The following is a 15,245-nucleotide window of genomic DNA, read 5'->3' on the forward strand; positions in this document are numbered from 1 at the left end:
GTGGCAGGGGCCGTCCTCCCCAGCGGATGCCCTTCTCCTCGCGGATCCGGGCGCGTTCGCGGCGTTGGGCTGCCAGCACGTCGGGGTGGCGGGCGTTGGGAGTTGGCGAGGGTGAACTGCCGCCCGAGCTGCGGCCGATGCCGGCGTCGTTGACGATGATGTCGACGCTCCCGTCAGGTGCGTACTCGCCTATTTGAGCGTCGAAGGCCGATCGACGCCACGACCGGCGAGAAGGAGGCCGAGGACGAGACGAGGCGCCTACGGCCGGCAGCCGGGGCGGCGGTGAGCGGAGCGGAGTGCGGGTGGTTGCTCCGGCGCGCGTAGGACCGTGCCATGTACCACCGCGCCCGAAGCCGCGAAGCGGTGTCGCCAGAGATCAGCTATCACGGCGCGCCGGAGCGACTGCCCGCCGCAGCGCAGCGGTCACCATTCAGCGACGCGCACCAGGAACGGCCACGCTCCCGTCCAGGCCCGGATTCAGGTGGCGAGGAGACGGGTGATGACGCGGTCGAGGGCGTCGAGGTCGGCCGGATCCAGGGCGAGCAGTGCGGCGGGCGGTGTGCCGAGGATGCACTCGGCGAGTTCGGCGGCCCGTACGCCTTCGGGCGTGATCGAGACGATCTTGGCCCGGCGGTCGCCGGGATGAGGGGCGCGCTCGACCAGCCCTCGGCGCTCCAGGTCGGCGACCACGACCGTGGTGTACGGAGGGTCGGTGGTGAGCTGTTCGGCGAGCCGCCGCAAGGTCAGTGGTCCGGCGGCGACGAGGCGGAGGGCCTTGACGCGGACGAAGCTCATGCCGAGGGCCTCGCACACCTCCTTGCGTCGTTCGTGCCGGTCGACGACCAGGCCGCGCATGCCGCGCCAGACGCGGGTGGCGAGCTCTTCGTCGGGAAGGGCGTTCATCGGGACCTCGCCGGTTCGTACGGCGTCAGGCGCGCGGCGGTTCGTTCGGCGGTGGCCATGGCCCAGCCGCTGGTGCTGACGATGGAGAGGATCAGGACGAGCAGCCCGTACGCGGCGACAATCCACCAGGTGGCGTGGCTGGCCCGGGTGAAGCCGGAGACGCCGGTGGCGGAGGCGACGACCGATCCGGCGATGGCGACCCCGAGCGACTGGCCGACCTGGCGGCTGGTCGAGGCGACGGCGGCGGCGACGCCGGCCTGGGACAGCGGCATCCCGGAGACGGCGGTGTTGGTGATGGGCGGGTTGACCACCGCGAAGCCGAGCCCGAAGACCAGGTAGATCGCCAGCAGCGCGGGGATGGGTGTGGCGGGGGTGATCTGGGCGAGCAGGACCCCGCCGACGGCCATGCAGGTGCCTCCCGCGATGAGCGATATTCGGGGACCGCGCGCGCCGACCAGCCGCCCGGAGAGTGGTCCGAAGATCAGCGTCGCGAGCGCGACGGGCAGCATGCAGAGCCCGGCGCGCAGGGCGGACAGGCCGCGGATGTCCTGCAGGTAGAGCGTGTTGACGAAGAGGAAGGTGCCGAGCGCGGCGAAGCCGGCTACCGCGATGGCCGCCGCCCCCGAGAACGGGGCGCTGCGGAAGAAACGCACGTCGATGAGCGGCTCGTCGCGGCGGGGCTCGTACCAGATCAGCGCGACGAGGGAGAGGAGGGCGACGGCGAAGCATCCGATGGTGAGGCCGGACGTCCAGCCCAGGCCGGGCCCCTCGATGATCCCGTACGTCAGGGAGGCGAGCAGGGCGATGACGAGCACCTGGCCGACGGGGTCGATCCGGCGCGGCTTCTCGGACTTGGACTCGGGGACGAAGCGCCAGGTGAGCAGGACGGCGGCCAGCCCGATCGGCACGTTGATCCAGAAGATGGACCGCCAGCCGACGCTGTCGGTGAGCACGCCGCCGACGACGGGGCCGAGGGCCATGCTGATCCCGACGACGCCGCCCCACACGCCGATCGCCTGGGCGCGTTCGCGCGGGTCGGTGAAGGTGTTGGTGATGATCGACATGGCGACGGGGTTGAGCATCGACCCGCCGATCGCCTGGAGGGCGCGGAACGCGATCAGCCATTCCAGGGTCGGGGCGATGCTGCACAACAGGGACGCGGACGTGAAGACGAGCAGGCCGATCTGGAAGACCCGCCGTCGCCCGATGCGGTCGCCGGTGGAGCCGGACAGCATGAGCAGGCTCGCGAGCGTCAGCGTGTAGGCGTCGATCGTCCACTGCAGCCCGGAGATGGGGGCGTGCAGGGCGCGTCCGATGGAGGGGAGCGCCACGTTCACGATCGTGTTGTCGAGGGACACGATCAGCAGGCTGATGCAGCAGATGAGCAGCACCAGGACCCGTCGGCGGCGGTTCATTAGTTGCACTATTACAACGGTACGCCCTGTTTATTTGCGCTCGCTTCGCTCGCGCGGCTCGGGGCGCCCTCAGTCGAGGTCTTCCCTCGTCACTCGGGGCTTCGTTCCTCAGCCCACTCGTTCCTCAGTCCAGACACCGCCGCGCCCCTCGCGGGTGAGTGGTTGGCGCTCGCTTCGCTCGGGGCGTCCCCCCGGGAGGCTGCCGGGTAGGGACGGCCTCCCGGGGGAGCGGTCAGACTTCCAGGCGTTCCTCGATGGAGCGGAGCTGGTGGCGGGCCATCGCCAGGTTGGACCTGTTGCGATCGAGGGCCAGGTAGAGGAACAGCCCCTTGCCGCTGCGCCCGGTGACCGGGCGGATGATGTGGTACTGCGAGCCGAGCGTGATGAGGATGTCCTCGATGGCGTCCTTGATCTGGAGCGACTCCATCGTGCGGAGTTTGGCCTTGACGACCTCGGTGTTACCCGCGGCCGCGACCGCGAGGTCGAGGTCCTTGGAGCCGCCGAGGGTGCCGAGGGCCATGCCGCTGCCGTAGTCGACGACGCAGGAGCCGAGGGCGCCGTCGATGCCCATCATTTCCTTGAGCGAGATGTCGATGTTCGTCATGCCCGTTTCTCCTGTTCGGTTGGTTCGGTTATGCGCGTTCGACGATGGCGGCGAGTTTGGCCGCCGTCTTACGGCCCTCGATCCGGAGCAGGCCGAGGTTGGCCCCCGGGCCGGCGAGAACGGCGAGGACGAGCTTGGGACCCGCGGCGTAGCACGCGGCGTGTCCGCGCGTGCCGGAGATCAGGGTCTCCTCAAGGGCGCCGACCTGGACGAGGTCGGTCATCCTGCGGGCCATCGAGATGAGCGCCGACGAGAGCGCCGCTGTCTGTTCGGTGTGGCCGGAGATGTCGGTCGCGATGAGCATCCCGTCCACCGTGCAGGTGAGCGTGCCGGTGATCTCGGGCGCGCGTTCCCTGAGGAGGAGCATCTCCTCGTGTATTTCGCCGCGTAGATCCATCGAAATGCCCTTTCCGGCCCGCTTGAGCCAGGTGATCACTGCAGCGCCTCCAGTGCGTCACGCAGCCTGATGAGCAGCTTCACGTCGGTCGGGTCGGCGCTGACCTGTGGCAGGTACGGCTGTGCCGGGTCCGACCCCGGTCCGGGGCGCAGCTCGGCCCGTGGCCCGCTCCGCTCGGCGCGTTTCGGCAGCGCCGGCTGGGTGGGCGCGGCCTGGTCGGCGGGGTCGGCCCCGGTCGCGAGCAGCCCCGCCGCGCCCAGTTCGCGTACGGCGAGCAGGGTCGAGTAGGCGGGACGGCCGAGGCGGCGAGCCAGTTCGGCGGGTGTGGCGGTGGTGTCGGCGCCGAGCAGCACCTCCCACTGCAGCGCGGACAGCACCACGTGCCTGCCGGGGATGCGCCGGACCGGGATCACCGGTTGTGTGTCGAGCTCGCTCGACGGCCATGCGCGGTCCAATCGGGCCTTCCTCCGCCGGCACTCCTGGAAGAGGCCGGGCACGTCGAAGAACCAGTGCGTCCCGAGCCAGTGCCGCTCCCCGTCCTTGAACCGGGGCTTGGGCCCGGGACGGGCCCCGCTCGTGGCGAGCGTGGGTCCGAGCAGGAAGTACGAGGCGTCGAGGGTGGCGCCCAGGACGCAGAACTCCAGCTCGCCCTTGGTGAGGACGCCGGCGTCGACCAGCCGGTCGCCGCCGCTCGGCGGGTCGCTCTCTCCGGTGGCGGCCTGGCGCGCCTTCCTGACCGCGCCGGCGCTGATCCGCCCGGAGGCGGTCAGCAGCTCCTCCACGCCCGGCGTCCCCGTGCATTCGGCGTACGACACCCGGCCTCGGGTGAGGAAGATCGTGCCGGCGCGGCCGATGCGGAGGGAGCCGGTGGCCCTGTCCTGGGCCAGTCCGGTGAGTACGGAGTCGAGGGTCGTGGTGGTGGCCATGGGTCACGAGGCGATCAGCCGGTGGGAGATGGCCTGAAGTTGGCGTAGGGCGAGGGCGAGGTTCGCGCGGTCGGGGTCGAGCCGGAGGCAGATGAGCAGCGGGCCGTCGAACATCGTCTCCATCGGTTTGATCAGGTGGTAGGCCCGGTCGGTGGTGACGATCACGTCCTCGATGCGTATCGTCCCGTCGGGCGTCGAGAGGGCGAGGCCGTCGAGTGTGGCGCGGAACGCCTCGCTCAGGCCCGCGGCCGATCCCTCCGGATAGGGCACGCCCTTGGCGGCGACCGCCATTCCGCTGGTGTGATCCACGAGGATCGCGTCAAGTGCGCCGGGGATCGTCATGGCCTCGGAAAGGCAGTCCTCTATCCCGGTCACGCGCAGCTCCCTCGCCGTGTCGCCCATGCAGCGCGGCCAACATTAGAGAAGCCGGTGCCCGCGCAGCCCGCACGATCGATCGCGACAAGAGGTGAGATATAAGGATTAGTCCCTCAAGGAGGAGAAATCCCTAACTGCATAGAAGAGTTGTATTTACCGGCATATGTGAAGATCGCCCGGCTTATTTTGGGTTAAGGGTGGGCGAGAATAGGAGTTATGGAACGAGTCCTGGTCAGCGCCTGTCTCCTCGGCCGCAAGGTGCGCTACGACGGCGGCGCCAAGACGAGCGAGGACGAACTGCTCGCCGCCTGGAACGCCGAAGGGCGACTTGTCCCGTTCTGTCCGGAAGTCGCGGGCGGGCTGCCCGTCCCCAGGCCGCCGGCGGAGATCGAGGGCGGCGCGGGCGGCGCCGCCGTGCTGGCCGGGACCGCGCGCATCCTCACGCCGGACGGCGACGACGTGACCGAGGCGTTCGTCGAGGGGGCCCGGCGGGCGCTCGACGCGGCGCGGGCGGCCGGCGCCCGGGTGGCGATCCTCAAGGAGGGCAGCCCCTCGTGCGGATCGCTGCGCGTCTACGACGGCACGTTCGCCGGGCGCACGACCCCGGGCCAGGGCGTGACCACCGCGCTTCTCGAACAGAACGGCATCCGTGTCTTCAACGAGGACGACATCGCCGCGGCCGCCCGGCATCTCCGGGAGGGCTGACGTCCGAGCTCAGGGGGACAGCGGGTCGGCCCCGGCGTCGATGATCACCGCGTTCTCGTCCGGCTTGAACGCCAGGACGTTCTCGACGTACGACCGGACCGCGGCATCGAGGCCCACGTCCGCCCCGGCCGTCTCGGACATGAACCAGCGGTGGTCGAGCACCTCGTGGAACAGCTGCGCGGGTTCCAGCTTGCGCCGCAGCTCGGCCGGGATCCCGCTCACCACCGGCTGGAAGACCTCGGCCAGCCAGCGGTGGGCCACGATCGCCTCGTCCTCGTGGCGCAGGCCGTTCGACACCCGGAACGCGTCGAGGTCGTTCAGCAGCCGCCTGGCCTGGTTCTCCTGCGCGTCCAGACCGGTCAGGCGCAGCAGGCGGCGCTGGTGGTGCCCGGCGTCCACAACCTTGGGCCGCACGATGAGCCGCCCCGTCCCGACCTTCCTGCGGACCATCATCTCGGCGACGTCGAAGCCGAGCGAGTTGAGCCGCCTGATCCGCTGCTCGACGATGTGCCAGTCGACGTCCTCGATGATCTCGTCGGAGTTCAGCTCGCTCCACAGCCGCTCGTACCGCTCGACGATCTGCCCGGCGAAGACCAGCGGGTCGATCGACGGGTGCAGCAGCTCGCCCGCCTCCAGGTCGAGCAGCTCGCCGTAGATGTTGACGTGCGCCACGTCGATGTCGTGGGTCCGCTGGCCTTCGCTGATCATCGGGTGCAGCTCGCCGGTCTCCGCGTCCACCAGGTACGCGGCGAAGGCTCCGGCGTCGCGGCGGAACAGCGTGTTGGACAGCGAGCAGTCGCCCCAGTAGAAGCCCGCCAGGTGGAGCCGGACGAGCAGCACGGCGAGGGCGTCGAGCAGCCGCGTCAGCGTGTCGGGCCGCACCGCGCCGGAGAGCACGGCCCGGTAGGGGAGCGAGAACTGCAGGTGCCGGGTGATCAGCGCGGAGTCCAGCTCGGTGCCGTCCGCGGCCGTGCGCCCGGTGACGACCGCGACCGGCTCGACGGACGGGGCGTCCAGCCGGGCCAGGTCCCACAGCAGCTTGTACTCCCGCCTGGCGTACCGCTCGCTGATCTCCTTGATCGCGTAGACGCGCCCCGACAGGCGGGCGAACCGGACGACGTGCCGCGAGATGCCGCGCGGCAGGGTCACCAGGTGGTGGTCGGGCCACTCCTCCAGCGGGATGTCCCAGGGCAGCCGGATCAGGTCGGGGTCGCCGGGGGCGCCGATCATCTGCAGGGGCACCGTTTGCTCCTCGTTGCGGGGATTCGTGATCCAGTCTCGCGGATAGAGTCCTTGAGCATGACGCTGCTGGATGACTTCATCGGTTGGTACTTCAGGGAGAACCCGATCCGGGCCGCGCTGCTCGGCGCCGACGGGTACGACCACACACTCGGCGACTTCACCGAGGCCGCCTTCACCGCGAGGGAACGCGCCGCGGAGCGTTGGCTGGAACGGCTGTCGGCCGAACGTGCCCCCGGCGAGACCGCGGACGACGAGATCGACCGCGAGCTGGTTCTCTCCCATTTGCGCGGGTCGGTGGCGAGCGCGCGCTGGCCTGAGTGGCGGCGTGATCCCGCGCCCTACGTGAACGGGATCTTCGCCGCTCTGTTCACGCCTTTCCAGCAGCGGTTGAAGCCGGAGGCCGAGCTGGTCGAGAGCGCCGTCGCGCGGCTCGCCGAGGTGCCCGCGGTGCTCGCCGCCTGCCGCGCGAACCTCGACCCCGATCTCGCGGCCGACCTGCTGATCGCCCGCGGCCTGGGCCAGGCGCGTACGGCGCGGCGCTTCCTCACCGAGACCGTCCCCGGGCTGGTGGCGGACCCGGTGCTGCGGGCCCGGCTGGCGGCGGCGGCCGAGCCGGCCGCGGCGGCGTTCGACGACTTCGTCGTCTTCCTGTCGGGCTTCACCGCGGGCGGCACCTGGCGCATGGGCGAGGAGCTCTACTCCACGCTGCTGCGCGAGCGGGAGATGCTCGGGTACGGCGCGGCCGAGCTGCACGAGAAGGGCCGCCGCGCGTGGGACGAGATCGACGCCCGGATGCGCGAGGTCGCGCCGCGCGTGGGCTCCGGCGAGTGGGGCGAGGACTGGCGGGCGGCGATGGAGTCGCTCATGGACGACCACCCCGAGACGCTGGAGGACATGCGCGCCGAGTACGAGGCCGAGACGCTGCGCGCCCGCGACTTCGTCCGCGATCGCGGCCTGGTGACCTTCCCCGAGGGGGAGGAGTGCCAGGTGCTGCCGTCGCCGGAGTTCCAGCGGCCCATCCTGGCCGTGGCCAGCTACCTGGCGCCGCCGCCGCTCAGCGCGTCGAGGTCGGGCGTGTTCTATGTGCCGTTCACGCCGGAGGACTTCACCCCCGAGCAGGTACGGCAGCGCCTGCGCACCAACTGCCGGGCGCAGATGCCGTCGATCGCCGTCCACGAGGCGTACCCGGGGCACCACTGGCACCTGGGGTGGATGGCGGGCAACCCGAGGAAGGCGCGCAAGATCTTCCGCACGCCCTACTTCACCGAGGGCTGGGCGCTGTACGTCGAGGGCATGCTGCACGAGCAGGGATACTTCGACACCCCGGCGACCGAGCTGGCGCACCTGGACTGCCGGATCTTCCGGGCCGCCCGGATGGTCGTGGACACCGCCCTGCATTGCGGCGACATGACGATCGAGGAGGCCGAGACCTTCATGGCGACCAAGGCGTCGCTGTCGCCGGGCACCGCCAAGGGCGAGGTCAACCGCTACTGCGCCTGGCCGACCCAGGCGCCGTCGTACCTCACCGGGGCGCTGGAGATCCGGCGGATCCGGGACGACTACGCCGGCGACCTGCGCAAGTTCCACGACCAGATCGCCGGGAACGGCGGGCTTCCGCTCGGCCTGGCCCGCCGTACGGTCATCCCGGGCTGAACGCGCGCTCGACCACCGCGGCGAGCTGCTCGTCGGTGAGGACGGTGGGGGTGCCGACGCCGAGCGCCCGCACGTAGACCTCGCACAGCCATTCGAGCAGGCGGGTCGCCTCGAACGCCTTCTCCAGGGTCGGTCCGATGGTGACCCCGCCGTGGTTGGCGAGCAGCGCGGCCTGCTTGCCGGCCAGCGCGGCGCGCACGTGCTCGGCCAGCTCGGGCGTGCCGTACGTGGCGTAGGGGGCGACGCGGACCGCGCCCCCGAGCAGCAGCGCGTTGTAGTGGATCGGCGGCAGCTCGGTCGCGGTGGTCGCGACCACCGTCGCGAAGACCGAGTGGGTGTGCACAATCGCCTGCGCGTCGGTCGAGGCGTAGACGGCCAGGTGCATCGGCGTCTCCGACGACGGCCGCGCGTCGCCCTCGACGGGGTGGCCCTCCAGGTCGAGCACCGGGCAGTCCTCCGGGTTGAGCCGGTCCAGCGCCACTCCGGAGGGGGTGACCGCGACCAGGTCGCCCTTCCGGGCGCTCAGGTTGCCCGAGGTCCCGATGACCAGGCCCAACTTAGCCGCCTTATGGCCGTACTCACACAATTCCCGGCGAAGATCCCACATGCCGGACAACTTACTGTGTATCGCTGCATATCCGGTCCGGTCTATACCAGCTCTGATCGGATGATCCTACTTTTGATACAGCCTTTTAGCTGCTTAAACATGGATATACCCTCCGAATATCGACCGAGGGCGATCCGGGGTGGATCACAGATTGGTCTAGACCGACTGCGGACTCTTGACGCGATTCGCGGCTCGCCGTACGTTCCAGCAATCGTTTAGGAAACTTTCCTAACTGTCCCCCCAGGAGAGTTGGATGACCAACACGCCTCGCGAGATCACCCGGCGCCAGATGATGCACCGCATCGGCCTCACCGCACTCGCCGCCGGCCCCGTGGCCGGTCTGCTCAGCGCCTGCGCCACCTCCGGCGGCGGGAGCACCGCCGAACCGGCCGCCTCCGCCGGCGGAGGCGGCGCGGCGACGTCGCAGGCCAACCCGTTCGGCGTCAAGGCCGACGCTCCCCTCGAAGTGGTGATCTTCAAGGGCGCCTACGGCGACGAGTACGCGACCCAGTCGCACGAACCGCTGTACGTCAAGGAGTTCCCGAAGGCGAAGATCACCCACCAGGGCATCCAGGCGATCGCGCAGACCCTCACGCCACGCTTCGCCAGCGGCGACGTGCCCGACGTGGTGAACAACTCCGGCACCGACAACCTGGACACCGGCTCCCTCGTCGCGGCGGGGCAGCTCCTCGACCTGACCCCGCTCTACGAGGCGCCGTCGATCGACGACCCGAGCAAGAAGGTCAAGGACACCCTCGTCCCCGGCACGATCGAGTCCGGCCTGGCCGGCGACCCCGCCAAGCCGTACCTCCTCAACTACGTCTACACCGCGTACGGCCTCTGGTACGACGCCAAGCTCTTCGAGAAGGAGGGCTGGACCCCGCCGAAGACCTTCGACGAGTTCAAGACTCTCGCCGACAAGATCAAGGCCAAGGGCATCACCCCGTACGCGTACGCCGGCAAGAACGCCTCGTACTACCAGTACTGGATGATCCTGATCAGCGCGGCGAAGATCGGCGGCAACCAGGTCCTGATCGACATCGACAACCTCGTCGACGGCGCCTGGACCCACGACGCCGTCAAGCAGGCGGCGACGGCCTGGGCCGAGATCGGCAAGTACATGGACAAGTCCTACGAGGGCCTGATCCACACCGAGGTGCAGACCCAGCAGAACCAGGGCAAGGTCGCCCTCTACCCCTCCGGCTCCTGGCTGGAGCCCGAGCAGGCCAAGGACACCCCGGCCGGCTTCGAGTACGCCATGTCGGCCACCCCGTCGGTCAGCGCGTCCGACACCATGCCGTACGAGGCGATCCGGGCCGTGGCGGGCGAGCCGTACGTCCTCCCGGCCAAGGGCAAGAACGTCAACGGCGGCCTGGAGTACATGCGCGTCATGCTCTCCAAGGAGGCGGCCAAGGCCTTCACCGAGAAGACCAAGAGCCTCACCGTCGTGGTCGGCTCCACCGAGGGCCTCACGCTGTCGCCCGGAACCGAGAGCGTGGTGGCCGCCCAGTCGGCCGCCGGCGCCAACGTGGTGACCTGGTCCAGCTTCGAGCAGTGGTACAAGGAGCTGGAGACCGAGCTGCGCAAGCAGACCAACGCGCTCATGTTCGGCCGCATCACCGCCGACCAGTTCTGCGCCAACATGCAGAAGGCCGCGGACAAGACGAAGGCCGACAGCTCGGTCACCAAGCAGAAGCGGACCGCGTGATCCCATGCGGCATGGCAAGCTGTCCTCGGCCTCGCCGATGGCGTTGAGGCGGTACGGGTTCATCCTGGCCTTCCTCGCGGCGCCGCTGGTCCTCTACGTCGTCTTCGTGATCGCGCCGTACGTCCAGGCGTTCCAGATCGCGCTCACCAACTGGAAGGGCATCTCCCCGGACTTCGACTATGTCGGCTTCGAGAACTTCGGGAAGATGTTCGCCGACAACGTCTTCTGGCAGGCGGTGCGCCATCACGGGCTGTTGCTGCTCGTCATGCCGCTGGCCACCATCGCCATCGCGCTGTTCTTCTCGTTCCTCCTCAACGTCGGGGGCGGGCAGGCGAACGGGCGGCGCACCGGTGTGCGCGGGTCGGCCTTTTACAAGATCGTGTTCTTCTTCCCGCAGGTCCTCGCCGTCGCCATCGTCGGCGTGCTGTTCCAGGCGATCCTGCGCCCGGACAAGACCGGCGTGGTCAACAGCGTCCTCGGGGCCGTGGGGATCGACCCCGTGGGCTGGCTGATCAACCCCGACCTGGCGCTGTGGACCATCATGGGCGTGATGGTCTGGCAGGCCGTCGGCTTCTACGTCGTCCTCTTCTCGGCCGGCATGTCGTCCATCCCGCCGGAGGTGTTCGAGGCGGCGGCGCTGGACGGGGCGGGACGGTTCACGCTCTTCTTCAAAATCACCCTGCCGCTGCTCTGGGACACCCTGCAGGTCGGCTGGGTCTATCTCGGCATCGCCGCGTTCGACGGGTTCGCCCTGGTCCAGGTTCTCTCCGTGGACCGGGGTGGCCCCGACAACGCGACCACGGTGCTGCCGCTGGAGATCTGGCGCCAGGCGTTCACCTTCTCCAAGTACGGCTACGCCTCCGCTATGGGCGTCGCCCTGTTCTTCCTGACCCTGACGTTCGCCGTCCTCACCCTGCGGGTCACGCGGCGCGAGAGGATCGAGTTCTAGACATGACACGTCCCCCGCAGCGCACGGGCGGCCGGGTCGGCGTCTTCGGCCCGCTGTCGCACCTGGCCCTGGTCGTCTGGGCGATCCTGGTGATCTTCCCGATCATCTGGACGTTCCTCGGCTCCTTCAAGACCAACACGGAGATCTTCGGCGAGCACCCCCTGGGGCTGCCGGCGACCTTCCATTGGGACGCCTGGGGTCGCGCCTGGGCCAAGGCCCACATCGGCCAGTACATGGTCAACACCGTGATCGTGGTGGCCGTGTCCACCTTCTTCACGATGCTGCTCAGCTCGATGGCGGCGTACGTGCTGGCCCGGTACCGGTTCCCCGGCAGCAGGGCGATCTATCTGCTGTTCGTCTCCGGCCTGTCGTTCCCGGTCTTCCTCGCGCTGGTCCCGCTGTTCCTCACGGTGAAGAACCTCGGCCTGCTCGGCACGCACACCGGCGTGGTCATCGTCTACGTCGCGTACTCGCTGCCGTTCTCGGTGTTCTTCCTGACCGCGTTCTTCAAGACGCTGCCGACCTCGGTGGCCGAGGCCGCGATGATGGACGGCGCCTCGCACACGCGCACGTTCTTCCAGGTCATGCTGCCGATGGCGAAACCCGGCCTGATCAGCATCACGATCTTCAACATCCTGGGCCAGTGGAACCAGTACCTGCTGCCGATCGTGCTGCTGCCGGGCAACGCCGAGGACAAGTGGCTGATCACCCAGGGCATCGCCAACATCTCCACCAACGCCGGCTACGAGGCCGACTGGGCGGGGCTGTTCGCGGCGCTCTGCATGGCGATCATCCCGATGCTGATCGTCTACATCGTCTTCCAGCGGCAGATCCAGTCGGGCCTCACCGCGGGCGCGCTCAAATAGCGCGGCGGCCGCCTCCCGTGATCTCCTTGTCCGCATGGGCGAACCGACCACGTGGCAGACCGACGGCGACACGATCCGCAGGACCGTGACCGCCCCCGATTTCCGCACCGCCATCGCGATCGTGAACGAGATCGCGGAGGAGGCGGAGAAGATGAACCACCATCCCGACATCGACATCAGGTGGCGCACCCTGCACCTCGCGCTCACCACGCACGACGCGGGCGGCCTGACCGAGCTGGACTACACGCTCGCCGCCCGCATCGACGAGATCGCGGCCGCCCACGGGGCGAGCTGACCGTCAGTCGAAGAGGCCGGGCGGCGGCACGGGCGAGACGACCGGTTCGCCGTCCCTGATCGGGGCGGCGCCGGCGACGAAGTTCGTCAGCTCCCTGCCGTACAGGCAGCGGGCCTGGGTCAGGCCGCCCGCCGCCCGGCGGGTGACCGCCCCGACCGGCAGCTCCGCCGGGGACGCCGCCACGATCAGGTTGCCGAAGCGCCGTCCCCGGAGGATGCCGGGCTCGGCCAGCAACAGCACGTGGCGGAACGCGCCGAGCACCGTGGCGAGCAGCCGCCGGGCGAACGGCAGGCCCTTCCCGTCGGCCACGTTGATCAGCAGCGTGCCGCCGGGGCGCAGGATCCGCCGCATCTCGGCGAGGTATTCGGTGGTGGCCAGCTCGGCCGGCATGACCGCGCCGGAGAAGGCGTCGAGCACGACCAGGTCCGCGGACGCGTCGTCCAGCCCGGCCGCGGCCGCCCGCCCGTCGAGCACCCGCACCTTCAGCCGGGGCACCGACTTCAGCCGGAGCTGCTCGCGGACGAGCCGGACCAGCTCGGCGTCCGGCTCGATCACGATGTGCCGGGAGCCGGGCCGGGCCGCGGCGAGGTAGCGGGGCAGCGTGCAGGCCCCTCCTCCGATGTGAACGGCGTCGAGCGGCCCCTCGGGGAGGCAGCCGATCACCTCGGCCATCAGCCGGACGTAGTCGAAGTCGAGGTAGGTCGGATCGGCCAGGTCCACGTACGACTGGGCGACGCCGTTCATGACGAGCATCCACCCGTCCGGCCGGTCGAGGTCCCGCAGGAGCTCCACCTCGCCATATGTCACGGGATAGCGGCCCTGCACCGGATCTCTCAACCTTTTGCTCCCTATGCGTGGTATATCGGGGGGAGCACTCCGACCCCCCCAGGAGAAACCGTATGCGCAGACGAGCGCTGCTCGCCCTCGTCGGGGTGGTCGTCGCCATCATCGTCACGAGCGTCACCGGGCTCGTCCTGCAGGGGAAGGACGAGGCCGGGACCGGCCCGCAGACGCAGCTCCTGATCGACGGACCGACGCCGCCCGCGCCCGTGCCCGACGACGGGCCGGCCGAGGGGCAGGTCGAGGGCACGCCGGAGGAGACGGCCCGCACCTACCTGAGTGACTGGGCGACCGGCGACTACGAGTCGATGCGCGAACTCGTGGACGAGCCGCCCGCCGACTTCGCCGCCCAGCATCGGCAGCTCGACGACGCCCTCTCCGCCCAGGTCGTACGGCTCAAGCCCGGCAAGGTCACCAAAACCGGGGAGCAGACGGCCGAGATGCGCTTCACCGGGGCGCGGAAGCTGGCCGGATACGACGGCGCCTGGGACTTCGCCTCGACCCTGCGCCTGGCCGTCCGGGACCTGAGCTGGAAGGTGCTGTGGACCCCGGCCGTGATGCACCCCGACCTGGCCGAGGGAGGCGAGCTGGTCCGGATCGACGAGCCGGTGCCCACCACGCGGTTCGTCACCAAGGAGGGGCGCGCGTTCCCGCACGAGAGCTACGCCGAGCCGTACCTCGCGGAGCTCGGCACGCGGATCCCGCAGCCGCCCTCCGGCACGGAGGTGGGGTGGACCATCGAGCTGCGGAACCCGGCCCAGCAGCCCCGGGTCCTGCTGGAGAAGAAGGCGGCGGCGTCAGAGGGGACCAAGACCACGGTCGAGGCGTTCACCCAGGCGGCCGCGGCCCGGGCGCTCGACCCCGTCCAGCAGGCCGCGATCGTCGTGGTGCGGGCGTCCACCGGGGAGGTGGCCGCGGTGGCCGACCGGCTGGGCGGCAGGGAGGCGTTCACCGGGAAGTACGCGCCCGGCTCCACCTTCAAGACGGTCACCGCCGCCGCACTGCTCGACGGCGGGCTGAGCGCCGACTCCCAGGTCCCCTGTCCGGCGGCGTACACGATCCCGAACGGGCGGACGATCAACAACTACCAGGAGAAGGACCACGGAAGCGTCACGCTCCAGCAGGCGTACGCGCTGTCGTGCAACACGACGTTCGCGCGGCTCGCGGTACAGCTCGTGAGCGCCGACCGGCTGATGGAGCAGGCGGCCGCCCTCGGCTTCGGCACCAGCCTCGCCACCGGCGTCGGCGGCACCTGCGGCAGCCTGAACAGGCCGGAGAACCCGGACGCGCTCGCGGAGGCCTCATTCGGCCAGGGCACGGTGGAGGCGAGCACGCTGTGCATGGCGAGCGTCGCGGCGGCCGTGCAGAGCGGGGCCTGGCACCCGCCGCGGCTGCTCCCGGCCGACGTGGCGGAGCGGATCGAGGGGCATGCGCCGCCCGCGAGCGTGCCGCTGAACGACACGGTGGCGGCCGGGCTCCGGTCGCTGATGAGCGCGGTGACGACCGAGGGCACCGCGGCCGGGTCCGAGCTGCCCGAGGGCGTCTCCGGCAAGACCGGCACCGCCGAGGACTGGCAGGGCGGCCCGGACCACGCCTGGTTCATCGGATACAAGGGCGACCTCGCGTTCGCCGTGTTCGTGAAACACGGCGGCACGGGGCGCAACGCGGCGATCCCGATCGCCGCGCGTTTCCTGCGTGCCCTGTGAGACAGGTGTTTCTCCGGCCGATGTGCCAAGGAGGTAGTAAAACGTTCTCCAGGA

General features: G+C 70.0%; 16 protein-coding genes. 7 read left to right on the forward strand and 9 right to left on the reverse strand.

From position 1 onward, the window contains the following. Positions 1–477: 477 nt before the first annotated feature. From ACQP1V_RS10120 to ACQP1V_RS10145, 6 genes are all read right to left on the reverse strand, one after another. Positions 478–903, reverse strand: a complete 426-nt coding sequence (locus tag ACQP1V_RS10120; protein ID WP_433421298.1) for a MarR family winged helix-turn-helix transcriptional regulator — start codon at positions 901–903, stop codon at positions 478–480. After that, entirely contained in the window at positions 900–2,318 is a 1,419-nt protein-coding gene (locus tag ACQP1V_RS10125) for a DHA2 family efflux MFS transporter permease subunit (protein WP_433421301.1), read from the reverse strand. The genes ACQP1V_RS10120 and ACQP1V_RS10125 overlap by 4 nt, the downstream gene beginning before the upstream one ends. 232 nt (positions 2,319–2,550) lie before the next feature. Beyond that, positions 2,551–2,922 carry a hypothetical protein gene (locus ACQP1V_RS10130; protein WP_387413105.1) on the reverse strand — a complete coding sequence of 124 codons (372 nt, stop codon included), beginning with the start codon at positions 2,920–2,922 and terminating at the stop codon, positions 2,551–2,553. Positions 2,923–2,950: 28 nt separating this feature from the next. Then, entirely contained in the window at positions 2,951–3,358 is a 408-nt protein-coding gene (locus tag ACQP1V_RS10135; protein ID WP_387413107.1) for a roadblock/LC7 domain-containing protein, read from the reverse strand. After that, entirely contained in the window at positions 3,355–4,245 is an 891-nt protein-coding gene (locus ACQP1V_RS10140; protein WP_387413109.1) for a MarR family transcriptional regulator, read from the reverse strand. Before ACQP1V_RS10140 ends, ACQP1V_RS10135 begins: the two co-directional genes overlap by 4 nt. 3 nt (positions 4,246–4,248) lie before the next feature. Then, entirely contained in the window at positions 4,249–4,620 is a 372-nt protein-coding gene (locus ACQP1V_RS10145) for a roadblock/LC7 domain-containing protein (RefSeq protein WP_433421305.1), read from the reverse strand. A gap of 216 nt (positions 4,621–4,836) precedes the next feature. Here ACQP1V_RS10145 and ACQP1V_RS10150 point away from each other — a divergent pair, with 216 nt between their 5' ends. Then, a complete protein-coding gene (locus tag ACQP1V_RS10150; RefSeq protein WP_433421308.1) occupies positions 4,837–5,325 on the forward strand; it encodes a DUF523 domain-containing protein in 489 nt (162 codons plus the stop codon). Between the two features lie 9 nt (positions 5,326–5,334). On the opposite strand, the gene ACQP1V_RS10155 is transcribed toward ACQP1V_RS10150, so the two are convergent. Continuing rightward, positions 5,335–6,567: a DUF4032 domain-containing protein gene (locus ACQP1V_RS10155; RefSeq protein ID WP_433421311.1), complete on the reverse strand. Its 1,233-nt coding sequence runs from the start codon at positions 6,565–6,567 to the stop codon at positions 5,335–5,337. A 57-nt stretch (positions 6,568–6,624) separates the two neighbouring features. Here ACQP1V_RS10155 and ACQP1V_RS10160 point away from each other — a divergent pair, with 57 nt between their 5' ends. After that, positions 6,625–8,220: a DUF885 domain-containing protein gene (locus ACQP1V_RS10160; RefSeq protein WP_433421314.1), complete on the forward strand. Its 1,596-nt coding sequence runs from the start codon at positions 6,625–6,627 to the stop codon at positions 8,218–8,220. Here the strand turns inward: ACQP1V_RS10160 and ACQP1V_RS10165 are convergent. After that, on the reverse strand, positions 8,207–8,827 hold the full coding sequence (locus ACQP1V_RS10165; RefSeq protein WP_433421316.1) for a class II aldolase/adducin family protein: 621 nt from the start codon (positions 8,825–8,827) through the stop codon (positions 8,207–8,209). The two genes, ACQP1V_RS10160 and ACQP1V_RS10165, sit on opposite strands and share 14 nt — an antisense overlap. Before the next feature lie 253 nt (positions 8,828–9,080). Between ACQP1V_RS10165 and ngcE the strand changes: the two genes are divergently transcribed. From ngcE to ACQP1V_RS10185, 4 genes are read left to right on the forward strand one after another with little or no spacing between them, the layout of a single operon-like run. Beyond that, positions 9,081–10,535: an N-acetylglucosamine/diacetylchitobiose ABC transporter substrate-binding protein gene (gene ngcE / locus ACQP1V_RS10170; RefSeq protein ID WP_433421319.1), complete on the forward strand. Its 1,455-nt coding sequence runs from the start codon at positions 9,081–9,083 to the stop codon at positions 10,533–10,535. Between the two features lie 4 nt (positions 10,536–10,539). After that, positions 10,540–11,484 carry a carbohydrate ABC transporter permease gene (locus ACQP1V_RS10175; protein WP_433421322.1) on the forward strand — a complete coding sequence of 315 codons (945 nt, stop codon included), beginning with the start codon at positions 10,540–10,542 and terminating at the stop codon, positions 11,482–11,484. 2 nt (positions 11,485–11,486) lie between these two features. Further along, complete coding sequence (locus tag ACQP1V_RS10180) at positions 11,487–12,350, forward strand: carbohydrate ABC transporter permease (protein WP_387413123.1); 864 nt, start codon at positions 11,487–11,489, stop codon at positions 12,348–12,350. 34 nt (positions 12,351–12,384) lie between these two features. Next, on the forward strand, positions 12,385–12,645 hold the full coding sequence (locus tag ACQP1V_RS10185; RefSeq protein ID WP_066950140.1) for a 4a-hydroxytetrahydrobiopterin dehydratase: 261 nt from the start codon (positions 12,385–12,387) through the stop codon (positions 12,643–12,645). A 3-nt stretch (positions 12,646–12,648) separates the two neighbouring features. Here the strand turns inward: ACQP1V_RS10185 and ACQP1V_RS10190 are convergent, their stop codons facing one another. Beyond that, positions 12,649–13,482 carry a spermidine synthase gene (locus ACQP1V_RS10190; RefSeq protein WP_387413127.1) on the reverse strand — a complete coding sequence of 278 codons (834 nt, stop codon included), beginning with the start codon at positions 13,480–13,482 and terminating at the stop codon, positions 12,649–12,651. Between the two features lie 62 nt (positions 13,483–13,544). Between ACQP1V_RS10190 and ACQP1V_RS10195 the strand changes: the two genes are divergently transcribed. Next, positions 13,545–15,191 carry a penicillin-binding transpeptidase domain-containing protein gene (locus tag ACQP1V_RS10195; protein ID WP_433421325.1) on the forward strand — a complete coding sequence of 549 codons (1,647 nt, stop codon included), beginning with the start codon at positions 13,545–13,547 and terminating at the stop codon, positions 15,189–15,191. Positions 15,192–15,245 lie beyond the last annotated feature (54 nt).

The organism is Microtetraspora malaysiensis, from assembly GCF_050947145.1.
In the GTDB taxonomy this organism is placed as follows: Bacteria; Actinomycetota; Actinomycetes; order Streptosporangiales; family Streptosporangiaceae; genus Microtetraspora_A; species Microtetraspora_A malaysiensis.